This window comes from Pseudomonas sp. LBUM1678 (genome assembly GCF_059695575.1).
In genome coordinates, this window is the sequence record NZ_CP166775.1 from 6228338 (window position 1) to 6250446 (window position 22109).

Genomic DNA, 22109 nt, shown 5'->3' on the forward strand with positions numbered 1-22109 from the left:
GCGATGAGGCCGGTCCAGACACCACAAAATCCACCGGTCGTACCCGGAGAACAGCAATGACTGACACCCCAATGTCCCCCGCCGAATTCGAAGCGGCCCTGCGCGCCAAGGGCGCCTATTACCACATCTATCACCCGTACCACGTGGCGATGTATGAAGGACGGGCGACCCGCGAGCAGATCCAGGGTTGGGTCGCCAACCGCTTCTACTATCAAGTGAACATCCCCCTGAAAGACGCCGCCATCCTCGCCAATTGCCCTGACCGCGAGATCCGTCGCGAGTGGATTCAGCGTCTGCTGGATCACGACGGCGCCCCCGGAGAAGACGGCGGCATCGAAGCCTGGCTGCGTCTGGGCCAAGCGGTCGGCCTCGACCCGGATCAGCTGCGCTCGCAGGAATTGGTATTGCCCGGCGTACGTTTCGCCGTGGACGCCTACGTCAACTTCGCCCGCCGGGCCAGTTGGCAGGAGGCCGCCAGCAGCTCGCTGACCGAGTTGTTCGCGCCGCAGATCCACCAATCGCGCCTGGACAGCTGGCCGCAGCATTACCCGTGGATCGACCCCACCGGTTATGAGTATTTCCGTACGCGCCTCGGCCAGGCACGCCGGGATGTGGAGCACGGCCTGGCGATCACGTTGCAGCACTACACGACGCGGGTCGGCCAGGAGCGCATGCTGGAAATTCTCCAGTTCAAACTGGACATCCTTTGGAGCATGCTCGATGCCATGAGCATGGCCTACGAATTGAACCGCCCGCCGTATCACAGCGTGACCGAGCAACGGGTCTGGCATAAAGGAATCACCTTATGAGTTTTGATCGCAGCAAGACCCCGACCTGGCGTCAGGGCTACCGCTACCAGTACGAACCGGCGCAGAAAGGCCACGTGCTGCTCTACCCGGAAGGCATGATCAAACTCAATGAAAGCGCCGCGCTGATCGGCGGTCTGATCGACGGAGAACGCGATGTCGCGGCGATCATCGCCGAACTGGATGCACAGTTCCCCGGCGTGCCCGAGCTCGGTGAAGATATCGAGCAGTTCATGGAGGTTGCCCGTGCTCAGCACTGGATCGAACTTGCCTGATTCCGTGTCAGACAAGTTACCGCCCAAACCAGAAATCGGTCTGCCGCTGTGGCTGCTGGCCGAGCTGACCTATCGCTGCCCGCTGCAATGCCCGTACTGCTCCAATCCGCTGGACTTTGCCGAGCAAGGCAAAGAGTTGAGCACCGAACAGTGGATCAAAGTGTTCCGCGAAGCGCGAGAAATGGGTGCTGCACAGCTGGGCTTTTCCGGTGGTGAGCCGCTGGTGCGCCAGGACCTCGCCGAGCTGATCAGCGAGGCGCGCACGTTGGGTTTTTACACCAACCTGATCACCTCCGGCATCGGTCTGACCGAGCAGAAAATCAGCGACTTCAAGAAGGCGGGTCTGGACCATATCCAGATCAGTTTTCAGGCCAGCGACGAGCAAGTGAATAACTTGTTGGCTGGTTCGAAAAAGGCCTTCGCGCAGAAGCTCGAAATGGCTCGCGCGGTGAAAGCCCACGGTTATCCGATGGTGCTGAACTTCGTGACCCATCGGCACAACATCGACAAGATCGACCGGATCATCGCGCTGTGCATCGCCCTTGAGGCCGATTTCGTCGAACTCGCGACATGCCAGTTTTACGGTTGGGCGCAGCTCAATCGGGTCGGTTTGTTGCCGACCAGGGAACAGTTGGTCCGTGCCGAACGCATCACCAATGAATACCGCGTAAAACTGGAAGCCGAAGGGCATCCGTGCAAGCTGATTTTCGTCACGCCGGACTACTACGAAGAACGCCCGAAAGCCTGCATGAACGGCTGGGGCAGCATTTTTCTTACGGTCACGCCGGACGGAACCGCGCTGCCCTGTCACGGTGCCCGACAGATGCCGGTGCAATTTCCCAACGTGCGCGACCACAGCATGCAGCACATCTGGTACGACTCGTTCGGCTTCAACCGCTTTCGCGGTTACGACTGGATGCCCGAGCCGTGCCGCTCCTGCAACGAGAAAGAAAAAGACTTCGGCGGCTGCCGCTGCCAGGCGTTCATGCTCACGGGTGACGCGAGCAATGCCGACCCGGTGTGCAGCAAGTCGGACTATCACGGCGTGATTCTCAAGGCCCGCGAAGAAGCCGAGCACGCGACTCAGACCATCGAACAACTGGCCTTTCGCAATGAACGAAATTCACGACTCATCGCTAAAAGCTGAACCCTTCAGCGCCTCCCGGGCCGTCGCGGCCGGTATCGACTTCGCCGAGCTGCTGGTCGGCAAGCATGGCCTGTTCTGGAACGAATACCGACCCGAGGATGCCGCCTGCAGGATCTGGCATTGGCGCGACGGCCAGGCCCGTTGTCTGACGCCGGCAGGTTTCAGCGTGCGCAGCCGCGTGTACGAATATGGCGGTGGCGCGTTTTGTCTGACCGATGACGGGATTGTTTTCGTCAACGAAGCGGACCAACGGCTCTATCGGCAATCGCTGGCGGGCGGGACGCCTGAGGTGCTGACCTCAGGGAAATGCCGTTACGGCGATCTGCAGTTTGCCAACGGCCAGGTGCTCGCGGTTGAAGAGAACGGTGATCGGCATCGTCTGGTCGCGATCGACGTGGCTGACGGCAGGCGTCATCTGCTGGCCGAAGGCGCCGATTTCTATGCCGCGCCGACTTTGAGTCCTGACTCGCAACGATTGGCGTGGATCGAATGGAGCCGCCCGGATCAGCCCTGGACCGCGACTCGCCTGATGGTTGCCGAACGCCAGGACAATGGAAGCTTTGCTCAACCGCGTTGTGTGGCGGGCGAGGATGTTCAGGAGTCGCTGCAACAACCTCGTTTCGATGGCGGCGGCCATTTGTTTTGCCTGACGGATCGCGGAGGCTACTGGCAGCCTTGGGTGGAATCCGCAGAGGGCCTGCGCTCGATGCCGAGTGCCGCCGCTGATCATGGCCCAGCGCCGTGGCAGCTGGGAGGCAGCACCTGGTTGCCGCTGAGCGAGGGCAGCTACCTGGCCAGTTGGACCGAAGGCGGGTTTGGCAAGTTGGGACTTTGCGGGGACGCCGCTGAAGATTTCACCGGCGATTACAGCCGCTTTCGCCATCTCGCACTGGACGAGCAATTTATCTACTGCATCGCGGCATCTCCCGTCAGTTCATCGGCGGTGATCGCGATCGAGCGTGATACCCGGCAAGTCAAAATCCTCGCCGGCGGTATTGCACCGTTGCCCGCCGAACACATCAGCGTCCCGCAAACCCTGCGCTACCCTAGCGGTGCGGGCGAGGCCCATGGCTTTTTTTATCCAGCGATGACCGGCGATGCGAAACCGCCGCTGGTGGTGTTCATCCACGGCGGCCCGACCTCGGCCTGCTACCCGATGCTTGATCCACGCATTCAGTACTGGGCGCAACGCGGCTTCGCCGTGGCCGATCTCAACTACCGCGGCAGCAGTGGTTATGGCCGGGCTTACCGCCAGGCGCTGCATTTGAGTTGGGGCGAAGTCGACGTGGAGGACGCCTGCGCCGTTGTCGCGCATCTCGCCGATCGAGGCTTGATCGACGGCGACAAGGCGTTTATCCGCGGTGGCAGTGCCGGTGGTTACACCACTCTTTGTGCGCTGGCCTTTCACCAGGTCTTTCGCGCTGGCGCCAGCCTTTACGGTGTCAGCGATCCTGTTGCACTGGGCCGGGCGACCCATAAATTCGAAGGCGATTATCTGGATTGGTTGATTGGTGATTCGCTACAAGATGCCGATCGCTACGCCGCGCGCACACCGTTGCTGCATGCGAGCAACATCAGTGTTCCGGTGATTTTCTTTCAGGGCGAGCTGGATGCCGTGGTGGTGCCGCAACAGACTCGCGACATGGTCAAGGCGCTACAGGACAACGGCATTCTGGTTGACGCGCATTACTACGCGGACGAACGCCATGGCTTTCGCAAGGCCGGTAACCAGGCCCATGCGCTGGAGCAGGAGTGGTTGTTTTATCGACGGGTGATCGAACTAGCAAGTTGACCGCGTCGCGCCTTTCGCGGGCAAGTCGGATCGCCGCCCGCTCGCTCCTACAGAAATAACCCCGTACCTGTAGGAGCGAGGCTTGCCCGCGAAAGCGATCTATCTGACGCCGTAGAATTCAGCGCTTGGCGATGATGTACACCGCATGCACGATCCCCGGAATGTAACCGCACAACGTCAGCAGAATATTCAGCCAGAACGCGCCGGCGAAACCGACTTGCAGAAACACACCCAGTGGCGGCAACAGAATGGCAATGATGATGCGAATGATATCCATGGGGCAGCTCCTGATTTGAAGGTGGACTCGTGTGAGCCCTACAGTTAATCGACCCGCGCCGTTCGTCAGGGTTCAGCGCGGTTCTTCAAGCCAGTATCTCTAGACCGTGTTTCTGAACGATGCTCAGCAACTTGAGCGCCATGCCGCTGGGATGTTTATCGCCTGCCTCCCATTTTTTTACCGTCGAAGGGCTGGTGTTCAGATAACGCGCGAACACTGGTTGGCTGACATTGTTGCGCTCGCGCAGCTGTTTGATCTGCTCCGCATCAATGGCCCCCGGTACTGGAGCCAGACAAAGCTCCTCGAACTCGCGCAAGGTAGTCTTGCTGATTGCACCGATGGAAAACAAGGCACTGGCAGACTCGTATACAGATTCCGATGCCTCACTTCTAAATTTCTTACTCATAGGGGATCTCCACAAACTCCTTGATATCCAGGAAGTACTGGACTTGCACATCCGACAGTCCTTCGTAGGTCTTCGCCATTTTCCGAAAAGCGATCAGGTCTGTCTGACAAATATTGCTTTGGTCCTTCTTCGCATAGAGAAACTGATAAACCCAGTAACTGGCCCCTCTAGCCAAGACAATGGAACGATGGCGATTGGCATTCAAACGCTTCTTCCAAACCCCTCCTCCGAGATTTGTAGCTTGGCCATCGAGCATCTCAGTAAATGCCTCCCGAAGCTCTTCGTCACTGATGCACGCTTTTGCAGCCTGCATCGCAAAGCGTTTTGCCTTGAACAACCTTGGTGACATCGGCATCCCTTCCAAAAAAACATACCACTCAGTGGTATAGATTTCAAAGCCAGTTCTTCAACAATGTTGGTTCGTTGGCACCGGCACTCCTTGCCGGCTCTTTTTAAAAAGCCACTGATCCAGCAGTCGCTCAAGCGCTGATTGCATTTGGCAAAACGCAGAGACAAAAAAACGCCCCACGCGAAAAGAATCAAACGTGGGGCGATGCGTTATTACCGCGAGACGGTTCTGGAATTCGTGCGGGAAGGGTCTGATCAGACCGCAATCCCTTTGCGGCACTGCAGTTGCGCAGTGCGTACGCGGGAAAAGGCGCGGGACAGGCGCAGGAGCATTTCGTCGACGTTGGCTTTGCTGACGGTGAGGGCCGGGGTAAAGCGCAGGCAATCGGGTTGCGGGGCGTTGAGCAACAAGCCTTCGTACAACGCTGATTTGACTACGGCATCAGCCGAATCGTCGGACAGGGTCAGTCCCCAAAGCAGCCCTTGCCCACGCAACTCGCCGTGGCCATAGCGATGGGACAATCGACTCAGGCCTTCGCGCAGGTGCTGGCCGGTTTCACTCACATGATCGAGAAAACCCTTGTCTTGAATAGTGTTGAAAACGGCAAGACCGGCAGCCGTCATCAGTGCATTGCCGTGATGAGTGCCCGTCAGTTCGCCCACCTCGAAACAGCAGGCCTTGCCTCGTGCCAACAACGCGGCCAATGGCACGCCACCGCCGAGCCCTTTGCCGAGGACGACGATATCTGCTCGAACGCCACTGGACTGTTCAGCAAGCAAGGTGCCGCAGCGACCGATACCGGTTTGCACTTCGTCAAGGATCAACAAAATACCCAGTTCCCGGCACAGGCGTTCGACACCCTTGAGGTAGGACCCGGTGGCCGGAATCACCCCGGCTTCGCTCTGGATCGGCTCGAGCATGATTGCCACGGTCCGGGCATCGACCGCTGCGTGCATCGCCGCAAGATCATTGAAGGGAACGTGGTGGAAGTCCGACACTGAAATCGTCCCGAGACCACGGCCATGGCAGCCGTGACTTGCAACGATGATCCGTGAAGCCCCGCCGCGATGTCGTTGACCCCATTTACGAGCCAGTTTTATCGTGGCTTCACAAGCTTCGGTGCCACTGTTGAGCAGGTACGCCTGATCACTGCCGGTACTTGTGCAGAGCCGCTCGGCAAGGTTGAGCATCCCGCGGTTATGCAGACCAAAACCGGGGTTGATCAGCGACTGAGCCTGTTCCGAGATCGCATTGACCAATACCGAAGGGCTGTGGCCCAGGCTATTGGCACCGCCACCCTGTGAGAAATCCAGGTAAGCGCGGTCATCGCTGTCCCATAACCATGAACCTTGGCCGCGGACGAAAATCTGTTTCGGCCGCTCGACACTGGGCATCAGGCACTCGCTGGAAAGGTTGTCGCTTCTCGACGACTGGAAAGTATCTGCGACCAAGTCATCGAGGCTCGGTGGATTGCGACGCAAGTTGAACAGATTCATCGGGCCAACTCTCGTTTGAGGTTTTTTGCCCTACCTATGTAAACACCATCGACGTAAACGGTATTCATCGTGCGCTCTGGCCCTGTAAGCCTTGTGAATGCGGTTAGACTAGGCTCGGGCACGGCGCTGAGCCATTTCGATTTCCCAGCATTTTCGATAAGCGCACCTTATGGATTTCAAGCAACTGCGTTATTTCGTCGCGGTCTACGAAGAAGGCCACGTAGGCCGGGCGGCGGAGCGACTGTCAATCTCCCAACCGGCACTGTCCCAGCAGATCCGCCAGCTCGAACAAAACCTCGATGTGAGCCTGTTCGAACGCAGCAGCAAGCGCCTGCTGCCCACTCTGGCCGCTCATACTTTGTACAACCACGCCCTGCCCTTGCTCGATGGCCTGCAACGGGCACGTGAGGCGTTGGGCAACTTCAAGGGCCAGGCTTTACGCACCTTGGCCATCGGAGTGTTGCAGACAGTTCACACCAGTCTGGTGCCGCAGATGCTCGAACGCGTGCGCAAGGCGCAGCCGCATCTGGTGGTGCAGATCTATGAACTGACTGGCCTGGAGATCGAGCGGCGGCTGCTCAATGGCTCCCTCGACATCGGCATCAGCTATCTGCCACCCCGCCAGCCGGGCTTGCATGGCGTCATGCTGTACGAAGATGAACTGACCCTGGTCATCCCGGCGGACCACCCGCTGCGCGAATTCAAGAAAGTCTCGATGAGTCAGGCCGCCGAGTTGCCCATGTTGTTGCTGGGTGAAGAGTTCCAGATACGGCAGATCTGGCAAACACAATTGGCCAATCTGGGACGACGCCCGCAGGTACAGGCGGAACTGAACAACATGGCGGGGATTCTCGACAGTCTGCCCCACACCCGGCTGGCCACCGTCCTGCCCGGGCGTTCACAAAAGGCGCTCGGCAATAACGAGCTGCTTTGGAAACCGCTGACCGAGCCGCGAGTGCCGCTGAAAGTCGGATTGGTCTGTCGGGATGTGCAACGGCAACAAGCCTCGCTGGCCTTATTGCGCACGCTGCTGGAGGAAGTGATGAACGGGCCGGACGACCGCTTGAACAGCTCGAATACGCTCGACAGGCTGAGCTGACTACTTTTCTGCAGGCAAAGAAAACCCCGCCGAAGCGGGGCTTTGCAGACTGTTTCCCTGACATCCATTTCACTCCGCCGTCCTGGCAGAATCCTACGTGTCCATGTTGTTGCTTTGCGCTTCCTGCGCGACGTCCATGTGAAGTAGATTAGCTCTGGATCCAATCGACGCCTATGGGAAAACAGCAGCACGTCATGTAAGAGAATGCTTACATGACGCGACTTCCTCAGAACTGTGCAGCGTCCAGCAGGAACAGCGACTCGCTACCCGCCTTCACCGACGCACTCAACGAGTGAATACGCGGCAGCAGACGTGCGAAATAGAACCGCGCCGTGCCCAGCTTGCTCGCGTAGAAGTCGTCCTGCGCTTCTTTGCCGAACGCGGCCTTGGCCATCAACGCCCACATGTAGGCGTACGCCACGTAACCGAAGGCTTGCAGGTACTCGACCGAGGCGGCGCCGATTTCGTTCGGGTTGTTTTTCGCCCGGTCCAGCAACCAAGAGGTCAGTTCGTCGAGGGTGGTCACGGCATCGTTCAGCGGCTTGGTGAACTCAGCCAGATCAGCGCTGGCGGTGGCGGTGAAATGACGGATCTCGTCAGCGAACAGGTTGTAGAACGCGCCGCCGGTACCGACGATCTTGCGTCCTACAAGGTCCAGCGCCTGAATGCCGTTGGTGCCTTCGTAGATCTGAGTGATGCGCACGTCGCGAACCAGTTGCTCCTGACCCCACTCACGGATGTAACCGTGGCCGCCGAAAACCTGCTGACCGTGAACGGTGGTTTCCAGACCGAGGTCGGTCAGGAAGGCCTTGGCCACTGGGGTCAGCAGTGCAACCAGATCTTCCGCACGTTTGCGGGTGGTCGCGTCTTCGCTGAACTTGGCGGTGTCCAGTTGCATGGCCACGTAGGTTGAGAAGGCACGGCCGCCTTCGTTCGAGGCTTTCATGGTCAGCAGCATGCGACGCACGTCGGGGTGGACGATGATCGGGTCGGCGACCTTGTCCTTGTTCTGCGCGCCGGTCGGCGAACGGCTTTGCAGGCGATCGCGGGCGTATTCGACGGCGTTCTGGTACGAGCGCTCGCCGGTGGCCAGGCCTTGGATACCGACGCCCAGACGCTCGTAGTTCATCATGGTGAACATCGCCGCCAGGCCTTTGTTCGGCTCGCCAACCAGGTAACCCACGGCTTCGTCGAAGTTCATCACGCAGGTTGCGGACGCCTGGATGCCCATTTTGTGCTCGATCGACCCACAGTTCGCAGGGTTACGCGCGCCCAGGCTGCCATCGGCATTGACCATAAACTTGGGCACCAGGAACAGCGAAATGCCTTTCGGCCCCGCCGGCGCGTCCGGCAGCTTCGCCAGCACCAGGTGAATGATGTTCTCGGTCAGGTCGTGTTCGCCGCCGGTGATGAAGATCTTGGTGCCGCTGACCTTGTAGGAACCGTCGGCCTGAGGTTCAGCCTTGGTGCGGATGATCCCCAGGTCGGTGCCAGCGTGCGGCTCGGTCAGGCACATGGAACCGGCCCAGACCCCGGCGTACATGTTCGGCAGGTACGCGGCTTTCAGCGCTTCGCTGGCGTGGGCGTTGATCGACAGGCAGGCGCCAGCGGTCAGCATCGGATACAGACCAAACGACAGGCTGGCGGAGTTGACCATTTCTTCGACCTGAGCCGAAACAGCCTTGGGCATGCCCATGCCGCCGTAGGCCGGATCGCCACCGACACCGACCCAACCGCCTTCGGCATAAGTCTGATAAGCCTGTGGGAAACCTGCCGGCGTGGTGACGGCACCGTCCGCCCAATGGCAACCTTCTTCGTCAGCCGCACGGCTCAGGGGCGCGATGCTTTTGCTGGTGACCTTGCCGGCTTCTTCGAGAATGGCTTCGACCGTTTCCGCATCGACAGTCTCGGCCAGCGCCGGCAGCTCGGCCCAGAGTTTGGCGACCTCGAAAACTTCATTGAGGATGAAGCGCATATCGCGCAGGGGCGCTTTGTAGTCAGCCATGGCAAACCTCGCAGATCTAAACAGGTAATTCGTAGGGATGGTGTTTTCGTTGGGGCCGAGTGTAACCCAACAACTTTTACGACACATAGGGTCAGCCAGTGACCGTTTTGTAATGTTTAGTCACTGACTTTTCAGTCATAAAAAAGCCCGCAATAACGCGGGCTCCTTTTTTGCTGGTTTTAAAGACTAGAGCGCAAACAACTCCGCCGGCAGCTGCATCAAGCAATCACTCCCCGCTTCGATAGCCGCCCGATGAGCGGCAGTGCGCGGCAACAATCGCTTGAAGTAAAACTCGCTGGTTGCCAGTTTGCCCCGGCAGTAATCCGCATCTCCGCTGCCCGCGTCGAGTTGTGCCTGGGCCACCAACGCCATGCGCAGCCACAGATAGGCGAGGATGATGTAGCCGCTGTACATCAAGTAATCGACAGAAGCAGCACCGACTTCGTCCGGATTCTTCATCGCGGCCATGCCGACTTTGGTGGTCAACTCGCCCCATTGCTGATTCAGGCCATTGAGTTGCGCCACGTAGGTGGCAAGTTGTGGGTGCTCGGCATTCGTCGCGCAGAATTTGTGGACGATTTTGGTGAAGCCACGCAGCAGTTTGCCCTGGCTGCCAAGCACTTTGCGCCCGAGCAAATCCAGTGCCTGAATGCCATTGGTCCCCTCGTAGATCGGCGCGATACGGCAGTCACGAACCAGCTGCTCCATGCCCCATTCACGGATGAAGCCGTGACCGCCAAACACCTGCATCCCGTGGTTGGTGACTTCCAGACCGGTGTCGGTCATGAAGGCTTTGCAGATCGGCGTCAGGAACGCCAGCAGGTCTTCGGCGTCCTGGCGCGCCGTCTCATCCGCGCTCAGATGCGCCACATCCAGCAGCTGCGCGGTGAAATACGTCAGCGCGCGGTTGCCTTCGTTGAAGGCTTTCATGGTCAGCAACATCCTGCGCACGTCAGGATGAACGATGATCGGGTCGGCGGCTTTTTCCGGCGCTTTCGGGCCGGTGAGGGAGCGCATTTGCAGGCGATCGTTGGCGTACTTGATCGCCCCTTGGAAACTCGCCTCACCCAGACACAACCCCTGCATGCCGGTGCCGAGCCGTGCGTGGTTCATCATGGTGAACATGCAGTTCAAGCCCTTGTTCGGCTCGCCGATCAAGAAGCCCTTGGCCTCGTCGAAGTTCAGCACGCAGGTGGCCGAGGCCTTGATGCCCATTTTATGTTCGATCGAGCCGCAGGAAACGTCGTTGCGCTCGCCGGCTTCGCCCTCGGTATCGGGTAGGAACTTGGGAACGATGAACAGGGAAATACCCCGGGTGCCGGCCGGGGCGTCTGGCAGTTTCGCCAACACCAAATGAATGATGTTGTCGCTCATGTCGTGTTCGCCGGCCGAGATGAAGATCTTGCTGCCGGAAATCGCGTAGCTGCCGTCGGCTGAAGGGACGGCGCGGGTTTTGATGATGCCCAGGTCCGTGCCGCAATGAGCCTCGGTCAGGCACATGGTGCCGGTCCATTGGCCGGCCGTCAGCTTGCTCAAGTAGGTGTTCTTCTGCGCTTCGGTGCCGTGGGCGTGGATGGCCGACATCGCGCCGTGGGTCAGGCCGGGGTACATGCCCCACGAGGTATTGCTGGAGCCGACCATTTCACTGATGACCAGGCCCAGGGAGCTTGGCAAACCCTGGCCGCCATACGCCGGATCAGCCGCCAGACCGTGCCAGCCGCCTTCCACGTATTGTGCGAAGGCTTGCTTGAAGCCTGTAGGCGTTGTCACCACGCCATTGTCGAAATGGCAGCCTTCTTCGTCGCCGCTGCGATTCAGCGGCGCCAGAACGTTCTCACAGAACTTCGCGCCTTCTTCGAGGATCGCATTGACCATGTCCGCGCTGGCGTCGGTGGCACCCAGCGCTGCGTAGATGGTGTGGAAGTCGAAGACGTGGTCGATCAGAAAGCGCATGTCGCGCAGGGGGGCTTTGTACTCAGGCATGGTCGTTTCTCCGTCAGCAGATCGTTCAAACCTACTGCCGCCCACCCTGCCTCACAATCACAGTCCAGACGCTGAATGCGCCATCATCACTCAACCCGCAGCGCCGTCCATGCGCACCGCGCCACGGCGAGTCTGACCGAAGGCCACCACACAATTTCGCCCGGCGCCCTTGGCGCTGTAGAGCGCTTCGTCAGCGGACTTGAGCACTTTTTCGGGAGTTCGTTGCTCCACGCGCTCGGCGACACCGATGCTCACGGTAACCGACACACTTGAAGCGCCCGGGCCCGCGCGACGCTGGCGACCTTGCTGGTCGTCCTGCGGGCGAGCGTCTTGGTTGCGCAATTGAATGTTGTACGTCGCGATGGATTCGCGGATGACTTCCAGGTGCGGCATGCACTCTTCGAGGGTTTTGCCTGCGAACACCAACGCAAATTCCTCACCGCCGTAGCGATACGCCCTACCGCCTCCGCCGATTTTCGACAGCTTGCTGGCGACAAGGCGCAGCACCTGGTCACCCACATCGTGACCGTGGGTGTCGTTGAATTTCTTGAAGTGATCGACGTCGCTCATGGCCAGCACGTAATTGCGCCCCAAGCGTTGCATCCGCTCATTCAAGGCGCGACGACCCGGCAGACCGGTGAGCTCGTCGCGGAAGGCCATTTGATAAGCTTCGTGGGCGACCGCTGCAGCAATCATCAACATCACCTGACTGCACATGATGTTCAGGGTGAACGGCAGGATGAAGGTTTTCGGCAACGCCCAGAACAACCCGAGCAAACCCACCAGTTGTGCGGCGTGCAAAGGTCTCGGGTTACGCCAGTATTGCCAGCTCAGCAGCAGGAACGACGCGATGAACACCGGATAGGACAGCTGGATCAGACTCATCCAGGCGCCATGCAGCGCTGGCCAGCGGATTTCCGACAGCCACATCAGCAAGGCCTGTGGGTAACTTTGCTCCAGCCCCAACGCAACACTGCCGACGGCCAGCAACACCGCGAAGCGCGCCACCATGTCTTGAAACAAGTGCGTGCGTTCCTGCCACGCAGCGAACACGCCGAAAAGCAGCGGCAGCAACAGGCAACACAGATGGAAAACCACAGCCGCATCATCACGGACCTTGCCGTTGTCACGGTAATAGTCGGTCTGGGCATCAAGCAGGAAGTAGGCGATGTACACCGTCACCATCAGAAACAGCTCGCGCTGACGTCGGTAAACCGCGCAGTACGCACCGCCGAGCAACAGCACCAGGGTTGGCAGCACGTTGAACAGCGAGGTGAAGAAGACGTTGAGTTCCTTGATGTAGGCGGCCGCAAGCCCCGCAAGTAAAAGCAGTAACGATGGTAGGAAATGGCTGAAACGTACAGCGGAAGAACGCGGCAAGGGTAAAGCTCCGACCGTCATGACAATAGATGGCATTGTGCCCACCTACTGTAACGGCAAAAATGTCGACTTACTGAGTCAATTGTCAGGTTTTTTTATCGGGTGCGTCAGTGGCTATAGACCGGATGGGCAGTACCTGAATCCCATCTACGATCGCGGGCAACTGCTTTTGCTTTTCCAAAGAACAAAAAGCCGCTACCCCCGAAGGGATAGCGGCTTTGTGAAGAACTGCGTTAAGGCTTAGTAGCCCAGCGCGAAGTTCTCTTCTTTCATGTCCATCAAGTTGCTGGCACCCGACAGCATGGTTGCAACGTGAGTGCGGGTACGCGGCAGGATGCGCTGGAAGTAGAAGCGTGCAGTCTGCAGCTTGGCGGTATAGAACGCCTCCTCGGAAGTGCCCGCAGCCAGTTTCTCGGCAGCCAGGCGCGCCATGTCAGCCCAGAAGTAGGCCAGGCAGGTGTAACCGGAATACATCAGGTAGTCCACGGACGCCGCGCCGACTTCTTCGCGATCCTTCATGGCAGCCATACCGACCTTCATGGTCAGCTCGCCCCACTCTTTGTTCAGTGCAGCCAGCGGTGTTACGAACTCTTGGACAGCTTCGTTGCCTTCGTTGGTCTGGCAGAACTTGTGGACGATCTTGGTGAAGCCTTTCAGGGCTTCGCCTTGTGTCATCAGCACTTTACGGCCCAGCAGGTCGAGTGCCTGGATACCGGTGGTGCCTTCGTACAGCATCGAAATGCGGCTGTCGCGAACGTTCTGCTCCATGCCCCACTCGGCGATGAAGCCGTGGCCGCCGTAGATTTGCACGCCGTGGTTAGCGGATTCAAAGCCGACTTCAGTCATGAAGGCTTTGGCGATTGGGGTCATGAAGGCCAGCAGTGCGTCGGCTTTCTTCTTCTCTTCTTCGTCCACGCCGTATTTGACGACGTCGACTTGCTTGGCGGTGAAGTAAACCATCGCGCGGTTGCCTTCGGCGAACGCTTTCATGGTCAACAGCATGCGACGTACGTCAGGGTGAACGATGATCGGGTCAGCGGCTTTTTCCGGCGCTTTAGGGCCAGTCAGCGAACGCATTTGCAGACGATCGCGAGCGTATTTCAGGCCGCCCTGGAAGCCGATCTCGGCGTGGGCCAGACCTTGCAGCGCAGTACCCAGACGTGCGGTGTTCATAAAGGTGAACATGCAGTTCAGGCCTTTGTTCGCCGGGCCGATCAGGAAACCGGTGGCCGCGTCGAAGTTCATCACGCAGGTGGCGTTACCGTGGATGCCCATTTTGTGTTCCAGGGAACCACAGGTCACAGCGTTGCGAGCGCCGATCGAACCGTCAGCGTTCGGCATGAACTTGGGAACGATAAACAGCGAAATACCCTTGGTGCCGGCCGGTGCATCCGGCAGACGTGCCAGCACGATGTGGACGATGTTGTCGGCCATGTCGTGTTCACCGGCCGAGATGAAGATCTTGGTGCCGGAGACTTTGTAGGAACCGTCGGCCTGAGGTTCGGCCTTGGTGCGCAGCATGCCCAGGTCGGTGCCGCAGTGCGGTTCGGTCAGGCACATGGTGCCGGTCCATTCGCCGGACACCAGTTTGGTCAGGTAAGCCTCTTGCTGCTCAGGCGTGCCGTGCTCGGAAATAGTGTTCATCGCGCCATGCGACAGGCCCGGGTACATGCCCCACGACCAGTTGGCTTCGCCAACCATTTCGCTGACCGCCAGACCCAGGGACTCCGGCAGGCCCTGGCCGCCGTGCTCTACGTCGTGGGCCAGGCTTGGCCAGCCGCCTTCAACGAATTGCTTGTAGGCTTCTTTGAAGCCAGTCGGGGTTTTAACGCCGGACTCGCTCCAGGTGCAGCCTTCGGTGTCACCCACGCGGTTCAGCGGAGCCAGCACCTGCTCACAAAACTTGGCGCCTTCTTCGAGAATGGCGTCAACCATGTCTGGAGTTGCGTCTGCACAAGCCGGAAGGCTCTGATAGTGCGCTTCGTAGCCGAGCAGTTCGTCACGAACGAAGCGAATATCACGCAAGGGGGCCTTGTAGTCAGGCATAGCGATAAACCTCTGCTGATGTAACCGGGAATGAGCGACCGTGTTGATTTGTTGTGACGGTCAAACAGTTGTTTGAAACATACGTTTACGACCAAATCTTGTCAAGCGCCGATCTTTTGCCGTTCGTCATCACGACACGCAAATGCCAGACACGCAGCCGCGAGGCCGCCGTTGACAACGCAACAGGCCATGCAGGAAAGATTAGTTGAGGGAGAAGGACTTACGCACAAAAACGCCGCGAATAGTCGCGGCGTTTGTAGGGCGGATTCAGCGGGGGATCAAGCGAAGGTATCGATTAACGTGCCAAGCATTTCATCGGAAGCCTTGGCGACTTTGGCGCCAGCCTCAACCTGAAACTTGCCCTGCGCCATCTCGACCATGTTGCTGGCCAGGTCCGATTGCTGGCTGCGGTCTACCGAACGCAGGCGATCGACCTGGACTTCGGAAGACTGGCTGGTCACCGAACGTTCGATGGTGCTGCTGGCGATCTGGCTAGAAGCCTGATCGACACGGTTCTGCCCGGTCTGAATAGTGCTCAGACCGGCATAAAAAGCGGTGTTTCCTGAGATTTCCATAGGGGAACTCGTCCTGCAAAGGTTCAATGGCGGCCATTGAAACAGACCTGATGGCAAAAGGCCCGACAAAAACACTAATGGCACAGTGCCTTGTCATAGGCAAAATCTCAATCCAGCAGATCCAGTTGCAGATGTTCAGCTACCGCTTCTGCCGTGACTGATTTGAGCTTTGGCACTCGTCCAAGACAAGGCGCAGGAATCCGCTCGGCAAGAGTCGCGAGGTTCTCTTCCAGACGCGAGGTCTTCGGATCAATGATATTGGCCACCCAACCCGCCAGCTGCAAACCGTCCTGCGCAATCGCCTCGGCGGTCAGCAATGCATGATTGATGCAACCCAGGCGCACCCCAACCACCAGGATCACCGGCAGGCCCAGCGCCATCGCCAGATCCGACAAATTGTCCTGATCCGCCAACGGCACACGCCAGCCGCCGGCACCTTCGATCAAGGTGAAATCCGCCTGCATGTCGAGAATCTCGAGCATCGGTGTCAACAATGATTGCACCGTCAGCGCCACGCCCGCCTCCCGCGCGGCCAGGTGCGGAGCGATCGGCGGTTCGAAGGCCACCGGGTTGACCTGGGCATAAGTCAAAGGCAACGAGCACTCGGCCAACAACGCCAGTGCATCGGAATTACGCAACCCCTTGGGCGTCACATCACAGCCGGAAGCGACCGGTTTTCCCGCCGCCGTACTCATGCCCGCCGACCGCGCGGCATGCAACAAGCCTGCAGCAATGGTGGTCTTGCCGACATCAGTGTCGGTGCCGGTGATGAAATAGGCTGCGCTCATACGGGTTTCTCCAACACGGCGTAGACCACCTGATAAGTCGCTGGCAATCCTTCTGCCTGACGAAACTGCTCATACGCCTCGATCAAGCCGAGGATCCGCGCCCGGCCGGTCAATCCCCCCGGCCGACCAGGGTTCAAGTTGTGCGCACCCAACGCCTTGAGTTCATGCGTCAGGCTGCGCACGTCCGGGTAATGCAACACATGGGGACGGGTTTGCAGGCTGACAACCTTCAAGCCGCTGGACGCGCACAGCTGTTGATAAACACCCAACTCGCGGAAGCGATTGACGTGCACCATGCCATCCACCTGACGCCAGCTATCACGCAACTCAAACAACGTTCCTACGCACAGACTAGCAAACGCGAAAATCCCGCCCGGTTTCAGGGCCCGATACGCCTCACTGAGCACCGATTCGAAATCCGCGCACCACTGCACCGCCAGGCTGGAGAAGATCAAATCACAGGTCGAATCCTGCAGCGGCAAACGCTCCGCGTCCCCGGCGATGAAATGGCTGGCGCCACCCAATGGCCGAGCGTGATCGAGCATGCCTTCAGCGATGTCCATTGCGAGTCCGCTACCTGCAGGAAATCGCTCGCCCAATGCCCGGCTGAAATGCCCGGTACCGCAACCCAGGTCCAGCCACACACCCGGCACAAAATCAGCCGGCAAACGGCTCAATAACTGGCTGCCGACATCGCGCTGCAATTCGGCCACGCTGTCGTAGCTCGCTGCCGCGCGGGAAAAGGAGGCCGCCACCTGGCGTTTGTCGGGCAAGCCGCCGGGCAAATTGGGAAGGGATAAATCAGTCATCACCGGACTCGTGCAAAAAGGCCTGAATCGCCCCCGCCACACCGTGGGGGTCTTCCAGAAGAAACGCATGGCTGGCCTGTTCAATCAGACCGATTTCGACATCCGGCAGCAAGGCCAGAAGCTCTCCGGCCGCTTCGGCCGGGACCAGGCCGTCGAGCCCGGCAAACAAATGTAATTGTGGGCCACGAAATGCCTGCAACGCCTGGCGAGTATCCAGTTGTGCGAGCACTTCCAGACCGCTCATCAGCACTGCTTCAGAGGTATGCGGCGCCCCACCGAGCAATAACCGCGACAGCCCGCGAGGATCCTCCGAGCCTTGGGCGCAAAGGAGTGAAAAGCGCTTCAACGTCATCCGCGGATCGGCCTGGCAACCGGCCAGAAACGCGTCGAAGGTTTCGCCGGGCATCGCGCTCGGCCACTGCTCATGGGCGACAAAAGACGGATTACTGGCCAGGGTCAGCAAACCGCAGCAACGATCACCACGCCGCGCCGCCAGCTCAGACGCGAGCATGCCGCCCAGGGACCAGCCACCGAGCCAGGCGTCTTGCGGGATCGTCGAATCCAGCTCATCGAGCCATTCTTCAAGATCGCTCGAATCCAGTTCCGGCAACGGCTCGATCTCGACCCGCAGATGCTCATCCAGCCCCTGCAAGGCGGCCGCCAAAGGCTCCAGCGGTGAAATTCCGAGGCCCCATCCGGGCAGCAGAATCAGTCGATCACGCATGGTTTGGCTCCGGTCCAAGTTGTTGGAAACAATCGGCCAGTCCATTCAACAATAGTCGCACCTGCGCCTCGCTGTGCGCAGCGGTCAGGGTCACGCGCAGACGGGCGCTGCCCGCGGGCACGGTCGGCGGTCGAATCGCGGTGACCATCAGACCGCGCTCGCGCAGCATCTGCGACAGTCGAACCGCACGCCCGGCATCGCCAATCATGATCGGCTGGATCGGCGTGAAGCTGTCCATCAACTCCAGGCCGATCTGCTCGGCGCCATGACGGAACTGGCGGATCAAGGTTTTCAGATGCTCGCGTCGCCAGTGCTCAGTGCGCAGCAGCTCAAGGCTTTTCAGCGTCGCGCAGGCCAAGGCCGGTGGTTGGCTGGTGGTGTAGATGTAGGGGCGGGCAAACTGGATCAGGCTTTCGATCAGCTCTTCGCTGCCAGCCACGAAGGCACCTGCCGTACCGAACGCCTTGCCGAGGGTGCCGACCAAGACCGGCACGTCTTCCTGGCTCATGCCGAAATGCTCGACGATCCCGCCGCCATTGGCACCCAGCGGACCAAAGCCATGGGCGTCATCGACCATCAACCAAGCACCTTTGGCCTTGGCTTCCCGGGCCAACGCCGGCAAGTCGGCGATATCGCCGTCCATGCTGAACACGCCGTCGGTGACCACAAGCGTATTGCCGGTCGCCTTCTCTAGACGCTTGGCCAGACTTGCCGCGTCGTTGTGCAGATAACGATTGAAGCGCGCGCCGGACAACAAGCCGGCATCCAGCAACGAGGCATGATTGAGGCGGTCTTCCAGCACCGTATCGCCCTGTCCGATCAACGCGGTGACCGCGCCAAGGTTGGCCATGTAACCGGTGGTGAACAGCAGCGCGCGCGGGCGACCGGTCAGGTCGGCCAAGGCTTCTTCCAGCGCGTGATGCGGCGTGCTGTGGCCGATGACCAAGTGCGACGCCCCGCCACCGACGCCCCAGCGAGCAGCACCGGCGCGCCAGGCTTCAATCACTTGCGGGTGATTGGCCAGGCCCAGGTAGTCGTTGTTGCAGAACGCCAGCAACGGCTGGCCGTCGACCACCACTTCCGGGCCTTGAGGGCTTTCGAGCAGGGGGCGCTGGCGGTAGAGGTTTTCAGCACGACGGGCAGCAAGGCGTGCGGCGAGATCGAAAGACATGCAGGCCTCGAAGGTCAGATTGTAGGAGCCGGCTTGCTGGCGATAGCATCTCCTCGGTATTCAGACAGACCGCAGTGATGCCATCGCCAGCAAGCCGGCTCCTACAGGGTTTCGCGGTGATCAGACGGCGGCGTTATAGAACTGCTCGCTGCTCTTCTGCTCAACCAGGGCTTGTTCGATCGCGGCCTGATGCACTTCGTCCGCGTGCTCTTCGCGCGCTTCCGGCAGGATCCCCAGGCGCGAGAACAGTTGCATGTCCTTGTCGGCCTGCGGGTTGGCGGTGGTCAGCAATTTGTCGCCGTAGAAAATCGAGTTGGCGCCGGCGAAGAACGCCAGGGCCTGCATCTGCTCGTTCATCGCTTCGCGGCCGGCGGACAGGCGCACGTGGGATTGCGGCATCAGGATGCGCGCGACGGCGAGCATGCGGATGAAATCGAACGGGTCGATGTCTTCGGCATTTTCCAGCGGCGTGCCGGCGACTTTCACCAGCATGTTGATTGGCACCGACTCCGGGTGCTCCGGCAGGTTGGCCAGCTGGATCAGCAGATTGGCGCGGTCATCGAGGGACTCGCCCATGCCGAGGATGCCGCCGGAGCAGATTTTCATCCCCGAATCACGCACGTAGGCCAGGGTTTGCAGGCGCTCGCTGTAGGTGCGGGTGGTGATGATGCTGCCGTAGAACTCCGGCGAGGTGTCGAGGTTGTGGTTGTAGTAATCGAGACCGGCCTGGGCCAGCGCTTCGGTCTGGTCCTGATCGAGGCGACCCAGGGTCATGCAGGTTTCCAGGCCCATGGCTTTCACGCCTTTGACCATCTGCAGCACGTACGGCATGTCTTTGGCCGACGGGTGTTTCCACGCCGCGCCCATGCAGAAACGGGTCGAACCGATGGCCTTGGCGCGAGCGGCCTCTTCGAGGACCTTCTGCACTTCCATCAGCTTTTCTTTTTCCAGGCCGGTGTTGTAGTGACCGGACTGCGGACAATATTTGCAATCTTCCGGGCAGGCGCCGGTTTTGATCGACAGCAGGGTGGAAACCTGGACGCGGTTGGCGTCGAAATGCGCGCGGTGCACCGTCTGTGCCTGGAACAACAGGTCGTTGAATGGCTGTACGAAGAGTGCTTTGACTTCGGCCAAAGACCAGTCATGACGCAGGGTTGCAGAGGTGCTGGCGCTCATGGGCGTTTCCTTTGTTTTATGCTTGGCAAGCGGCTTGGGGGAATGGAATACCCACAGGCGCGACACGGATGTTCGGCATATTTAAGGAAGAGCGATGCGCTGTCAACCACGATACGACGGACCGGTTTACATCTGGTTAAATAATAACCAGCACTGCTTACTCTGCAGCGAAGCGACTGAAGAAGTCAGGCCCATCTGCATGGCCTGCGAAACCGACCTGCCCTGGCTGGGCGATCACTGCCAGACCTGCGCCCTGCCCTTGCCTGCGGCGGACCTGACCTGTGGCCAATGTTTGAAGCGGCCGCCGACCTTTGAACGGGTCGCCGCGCCCTGGTCCTACAGTTTCCCCGTGGACACGTTGATCACACGCTTCAAGCACAGCGCCAAGTGGCCGTTTGGCCGCCTGCTCGCCGAACTTCTCGCTCAGTTCCTGCAACATCGCTTCGATGAGGATCTTGATCGTCCCGACGCCCTGGTCCCTGTTCCGCTGGCCGCCAAACGCCTGCGCCAACGGGGTTTCAACCAGGCCGCAATGCTTGCGCGCTGGCTCAGCGACAGCCTCGACATTCCTTGCGATGAAAAACTGCTGCTGAGGATTCAAGACACCAGCGCGCAGCAGGACCTGAATGCCGACGCGCGCAAAAAGAACCTGCGCAACGCTTTTGCCCTGGTGCCCGATGCACAGATCAAGGGTCGGCACCTGGCGATCGTGGACGACGTGCTGACCACCGGCGCCACCGCCCAGGCCTTGGCTCGCCTGATGATGAACGCCGGTGCCGCGCGGGTCGACGTCTATTGCCTGGCCCGAACCCCCAAACCCGGCGACACAGCCTGACTAAAACCACACACAAAACCTGTGGGAGCGAGCCTGCTCGCGATGGCGGAGTGTCAGTCGACATTTGTGTTACCTGACACGCCGCCATCGCGAGCAGGCTCGCTCCCACAGGGATTGCGCATGACTTGACTCCCAGGCTCCCAGCGGCCAACGTCCTCCCCATCGCCACAACCCAAAGCCTCTCACCATGTCCCTGCCCACCTTGTTGTCCCAGCACATCGTCCGTCGCCCGCAGCGCATCGCGTTGCTGCAGCACATCGCCGAACAGGGCTCGATCACCCGCGCCGCGAAAAGTGCGGGGCTGAGTTACAAGGCTGCGTGGGACGCCATTGATGAGTTGAACAACCTCGCACAGAAACCGCTGGTGGAACGCAGCGTCGGCGGCAAGGGCGGCGGTGGCGCCAAGCTCTCCGAAGAAGGCTTGCGCGTGCTGCGCCTGTATCAAAAGCTGCAAACCTTGCAGGCCCAGGTGCTGGAAGCCGCCGAAGATGCCAGCGACCTGGATCTGCTCGGTCGACTGATGCTCAGGACCAGCGCGCGCAATCAGTTGCACGGCAAGGTCGTGGCGATCGACAACCAGGGGCACAATGATTTAGTCCGCCTTGAACTGGCCGAAGGCTTGACCCTCGATGCGCAAATCACCCACGACAGCACCCTGCGCCTGGAGCTGGACACCGGCACCGAAGTCGTGGCCCTGATCAAGGCCGGTTGGCTGGAATTGCTGGGCATCGACCTACAAGCAACACCCGGCAACAACTGCCTCAAGGGCATCATCGAAGCCATTCTCGACGCCGAAGACGGCCCCAGCGAAGTGCGCATCGGCCTTCCCAACGGCCAGACTCTCTGCGCATTGGCCGAGCCGCTGCACTTGCGAACCCTGGGTCTTGCCGCCGACAAACCGGTGCTGGTGCAGTTCGCGCCGTCCAACGTTTTGCTCGGCACCCCGCTCTGAAACAAAAGCTTCATCGAC

21 protein-coding genes are annotated in these 22109 nt (G+C 59.8%); 7 read left to right on the top strand and 14 right to left on the bottom strand.

Annotated features, from left to right (window positions below):
* Window positions 1–56 precede the first annotated feature (56 nt).
* From pqqC to ACA070_RS28435, 4 genes are read left to right on the top strand one after another with little or no spacing between them, the layout of a single operon-like run.
* Window positions 57–809 carry a pyrroloquinoline-quinone synthase PqqC gene (pqqC, locus tag ACA070_RS28420; RefSeq protein ID WP_497449197.1) on the top strand — a complete coding sequence of 251 codons (753 nt, stop codon included), beginning with the start codon at window positions 57–59 and terminating at the stop codon, window positions 807–809.
* A complete protein-coding gene (pqqD, locus tag ACA070_RS28425; RefSeq protein ID WP_131060972.1) occupies window positions 806–1081 on the top strand; it encodes a pyrroloquinoline quinone biosynthesis peptide chaperone PqqD in 276 nt (91 codons plus the stop codon). Before pqqC ends, pqqD begins: the two co-directional genes overlap by 4 nt.
* 4 nt (window positions 1082–1085) lie before the next feature.
* A complete protein-coding gene (gene pqqE / locus ACA070_RS28430) occupies window positions 1086–2228 on the top strand; it encodes a pyrroloquinoline quinone biosynthesis protein PqqE (protein WP_497452035.1) in 1143 nt (380 codons plus the stop codon).
* Entirely contained in the window at window positions 2194–4020 is a 1827-nt protein-coding gene (locus ACA070_RS28435) for a S9 family peptidase (RefSeq protein WP_497449198.1), read from the top strand. The genes pqqE and ACA070_RS28435 overlap by 35 nt, the downstream gene beginning before the upstream one ends.
* A gap of 118 nt (window positions 4021–4138) precedes the next feature.
* On the opposite strand, the gene ACA070_RS28440 is transcribed toward ACA070_RS28435, so the two are convergent.
* The 4 genes from ACA070_RS28440 to ACA070_RS28455 form a co-directional block, all read right to left on the bottom strand.
* Complete coding sequence (locus tag ACA070_RS28440) at window positions 4139–4297, bottom strand: YqaE/Pmp3 family membrane protein (RefSeq protein WP_003211049.1); 159 nt, start codon at window positions 4295–4297, stop codon at window positions 4139–4141.
* Between the two features lie 85 nt (window positions 4298–4382).
* Window positions 4383–4703, bottom strand: coding sequence for a helix-turn-helix domain-containing protein (locus ACA070_RS28445; RefSeq protein WP_497449199.1), 321 nt, complete (start codon window positions 4701–4703; stop codon window positions 4383–4385).
* Window positions 4696–5052, bottom strand: coding sequence for a type II toxin-antitoxin system RelE/ParE family toxin (locus tag ACA070_RS28450; RefSeq protein WP_497452036.1), 357 nt, complete (start codon window positions 5050–5052; stop codon window positions 4696–4698). Before ACA070_RS28450 ends, ACA070_RS28445 begins: the two co-directional genes overlap by 8 nt.
* 254 nt (window positions 5053–5306) lie before the next feature.
* Window positions 5307–6548 carry an aspartate aminotransferase family protein gene (locus ACA070_RS28455; protein ID WP_497449200.1) on the bottom strand — a complete coding sequence of 414 codons (1242 nt, stop codon included), beginning with the start codon at window positions 6546–6548 and terminating at the stop codon, window positions 5307–5309.
* A gap of 169 nt (window positions 6549–6717) precedes the next feature.
* Here ACA070_RS28455 and ACA070_RS28460 point away from each other — a divergent pair, with 169 nt between their 5' ends.
* Window positions 6718–7647: a LysR family transcriptional regulator gene (locus ACA070_RS28460; RefSeq protein WP_497449201.1), complete on the top strand. Its 930-nt coding sequence runs from the start codon at window positions 6718–6720 to the stop codon at window positions 7645–7647.
* A gap of 226 nt (window positions 7648–7873) precedes the next feature.
* On the opposite strand, the gene ACA070_RS28465 is transcribed toward ACA070_RS28460, so the two are convergent.
* The 10 genes from ACA070_RS28465 to bioB form a co-directional block, all read right to left on the bottom strand.
* Window positions 7874–9652 (bottom strand): acyl-CoA dehydrogenase C-terminal domain-containing protein, encoded by a 1779-nt coding sequence (locus tag ACA070_RS28465; RefSeq protein WP_497449202.1) that lies wholly within the window; start codon window positions 9650–9652, stop codon window positions 7874–7876.
* Window positions 9653–9838: 186 nt separating this feature from the next.
* Complete coding sequence (locus ACA070_RS28470; protein WP_497449203.1) at window positions 9839–11635, bottom strand: acyl-CoA dehydrogenase C-terminal domain-containing protein; 1797 nt, start codon at window positions 11633–11635, stop codon at window positions 9839–9841.
* 90 nt (window positions 11636–11725) lie between these two features.
* On the bottom strand, window positions 11726–13015 hold the full coding sequence (locus ACA070_RS28475) for a GGDEF domain-containing protein (RefSeq protein ID WP_497449204.1): 1290 nt from the start codon (window positions 13013–13015) through the stop codon (window positions 11726–11728).
* Window positions 13016–13255: 240 nt separating this feature from the next.
* The gene (locus tag ACA070_RS28480; RefSeq protein WP_497449205.1) at window positions 13256–15061 is read right to left on the bottom strand and encodes a phenylacyl-CoA dehydrogenase; all 1806 of its coding nucleotides are present in this window, start codon (window positions 15059–15061) and stop codon (window positions 13256–13258) included.
* A 278-nt stretch (window positions 15062–15339) separates the two neighbouring features.
* On the bottom strand, window positions 15340–15636 hold the full coding sequence (locus ACA070_RS28485; protein WP_497449206.1) for a pyrroloquinoline quinone biosynthesis protein PqqE: 297 nt from the start codon (window positions 15634–15636) through the stop codon (window positions 15340–15342).
* A 107-nt stretch (window positions 15637–15743) separates the two neighbouring features.
* Window positions 15744–16424 (bottom strand): dethiobiotin synthase, encoded by a 681-nt coding sequence (bioD, locus tag ACA070_RS28490; RefSeq protein WP_497449207.1) that lies wholly within the window; start codon window positions 16422–16424, stop codon window positions 15744–15746.
* On the bottom strand, window positions 16421–17233 hold the full coding sequence (gene bioC, locus ACA070_RS28495; protein ID WP_497449208.1) for a malonyl-ACP O-methyltransferase BioC: 813 nt from the start codon (window positions 17231–17233) through the stop codon (window positions 16421–16423). Before bioC ends, bioD begins: the two co-directional genes overlap by 4 nt.
* Window positions 17226–17957, bottom strand: a complete 732-nt coding sequence (locus ACA070_RS28500) for an alpha/beta fold hydrolase (protein WP_497449209.1) — start codon at window positions 17955–17957, stop codon at window positions 17226–17228. Before ACA070_RS28500 ends, bioC begins: the two co-directional genes overlap by 8 nt.
* Window positions 17950–19128, bottom strand: coding sequence for an 8-amino-7-oxononanoate synthase (gene bioF, locus ACA070_RS28505; protein ID WP_497449210.1), 1179 nt, complete (start codon window positions 19126–19128; stop codon window positions 17950–17952). Before bioF ends, ACA070_RS28500 begins: the two co-directional genes overlap by 8 nt.
* Window positions 19129–19248: 120 nt before the next feature.
* A complete protein-coding gene (gene bioB / locus ACA070_RS28510; RefSeq protein ID WP_131060957.1) occupies window positions 19249–20304 on the bottom strand; it encodes a biotin synthase BioB in 1056 nt (351 codons plus the stop codon).
* Between the two features lie 94 nt (window positions 20305–20398).
* Here bioB and ACA070_RS28515 point away from each other — a divergent pair, with 94 nt between their 5' ends.
* Both ACA070_RS28515 and ACA070_RS28520 read left to right on the top strand, forming a co-directional pair.
* Window positions 20399–21139, top strand: coding sequence for a ComF family protein (locus tag ACA070_RS28515; RefSeq protein ID WP_497449211.1), 741 nt, complete (start codon window positions 20399–20401; stop codon window positions 21137–21139).
* Between the two features lie 187 nt (window positions 21140–21326).
* Complete coding sequence (locus ACA070_RS28520) at window positions 21327–22091, top strand: TOBE domain-containing protein (RefSeq protein WP_497449212.1); 765 nt, start codon at window positions 21327–21329, stop codon at window positions 22089–22091.
* The last annotated feature ends 18 nt before the right edge of the window (window positions 22092–22109 follow it).

Excerpts from the sequence above, each read along its gene's own strand:
- pqqC (WP_497449197.1), top strand. The coding sequence starts at position 57 with ATGACTGACACCCCAATGTCCCCCGCCGAATTCGAAGCGGCCCTGCGC.
- pqqD (WP_131060972.1), top strand. The coding sequence starts at position 806 with ATGAGTTTTGATCGCAGCAAGACCCCGACCTGGCGTCAGGGCTACCGC.
- ACA070_RS28435 (WP_497449198.1), top strand. The coding sequence starts at position 2,194 with ATGAACGAAATTCACGACTCATCGCTAAAAGCTGAACCCTTCAGCGCC.
- ACA070_RS28440 (WP_003211049.1), bottom strand. The coding sequence starts at position 4,297 with ATGGATATCATTCGCATCATCATTGCCATTCTGTTGCCGCCACTGGGT.
- ACA070_RS28445 (WP_497449199.1), bottom strand. The coding sequence starts at position 4,703 with ATGAGTAAGAAATTTAGAAGTGAGGCATCGGAATCTGTATACGAGTCT.
- ACA070_RS28450 (WP_497452036.1), bottom strand. The coding sequence starts at position 5,052 with ATGTCACCAAGGTTGTTCAAGGCAAAACGCTTTGCGATGCAGGCTGCA.
- ACA070_RS28455 (WP_497449200.1), bottom strand. The coding sequence starts at position 6,548 with ATGAATCTGTTCAACTTGCGTCGCAATCCACCGAGCCTCGATGACTTG.
- ACA070_RS28460 (WP_497449201.1), top strand. The coding sequence starts at position 6,718 with ATGGATTTCAAGCAACTGCGTTATTTCGTCGCGGTCTACGAAGAAGGC.
- ACA070_RS28465 (WP_497449202.1), bottom strand. The coding sequence starts at position 9,652 with ATGGCTGACTACAAAGCGCCCCTGCGCGATATGCGCTTCATCCTCAAT.
- ACA070_RS28470 (WP_497449203.1), bottom strand. The coding sequence starts at position 11,635 with ATGCCTGAGTACAAAGCCCCCCTGCGCGACATGCGCTTTCTGATCGAC.
- ACA070_RS28480 (WP_497449205.1), bottom strand. The coding sequence starts at position 15,061 with ATGCCTGACTACAAGGCCCCCTTGCGTGATATTCGCTTCGTTCGTGAC.
- ACA070_RS28485 (WP_497449206.1), bottom strand. The coding sequence starts at position 15,636 with ATGGAAATCTCAGGAAACACCGCTTTTTATGCCGGTCTGAGCACTATT.
- bioD (WP_497449207.1), bottom strand. The coding sequence starts at position 16,424 with ATGAGCGCAGCCTATTTCATCACCGGCACCGACACTGATGTCGGCAAG.
- bioC (WP_497449208.1), bottom strand. The coding sequence starts at position 17,233 with ATGACTGATTTATCCCTTCCCAATTTGCCCGGCGGCTTGCCCGACAAA.
- ACA070_RS28500 (WP_497449209.1), bottom strand. The coding sequence starts at position 17,957 with ATGCGTGATCGACTGATTCTGCTGCCCGGATGGGGCCTCGGAATTTCA.
- bioF (WP_497449210.1), bottom strand. The coding sequence starts at position 19,128 with ATGTCTTTCGATCTCGCCGCACGCCTTGCTGCCCGTCGTGCTGAAAAC.
- bioB (WP_131060957.1), bottom strand. The coding sequence starts at position 20,304 with ATGAGCGCCAGCACCTCTGCAACCCTGCGTCATGACTGGTCTTTGGCC.
- ACA070_RS28515 (WP_497449211.1), top strand. The coding sequence starts at position 20,399 with ATGCGCTGTCAACCACGATACGACGGACCGGTTTACATCTGGTTAAAT.
- ACA070_RS28520 (WP_497449212.1), top strand. The coding sequence starts at position 21,327 with ATGTCCCTGCCCACCTTGTTGTCCCAGCACATCGTCCGTCGCCCGCAG.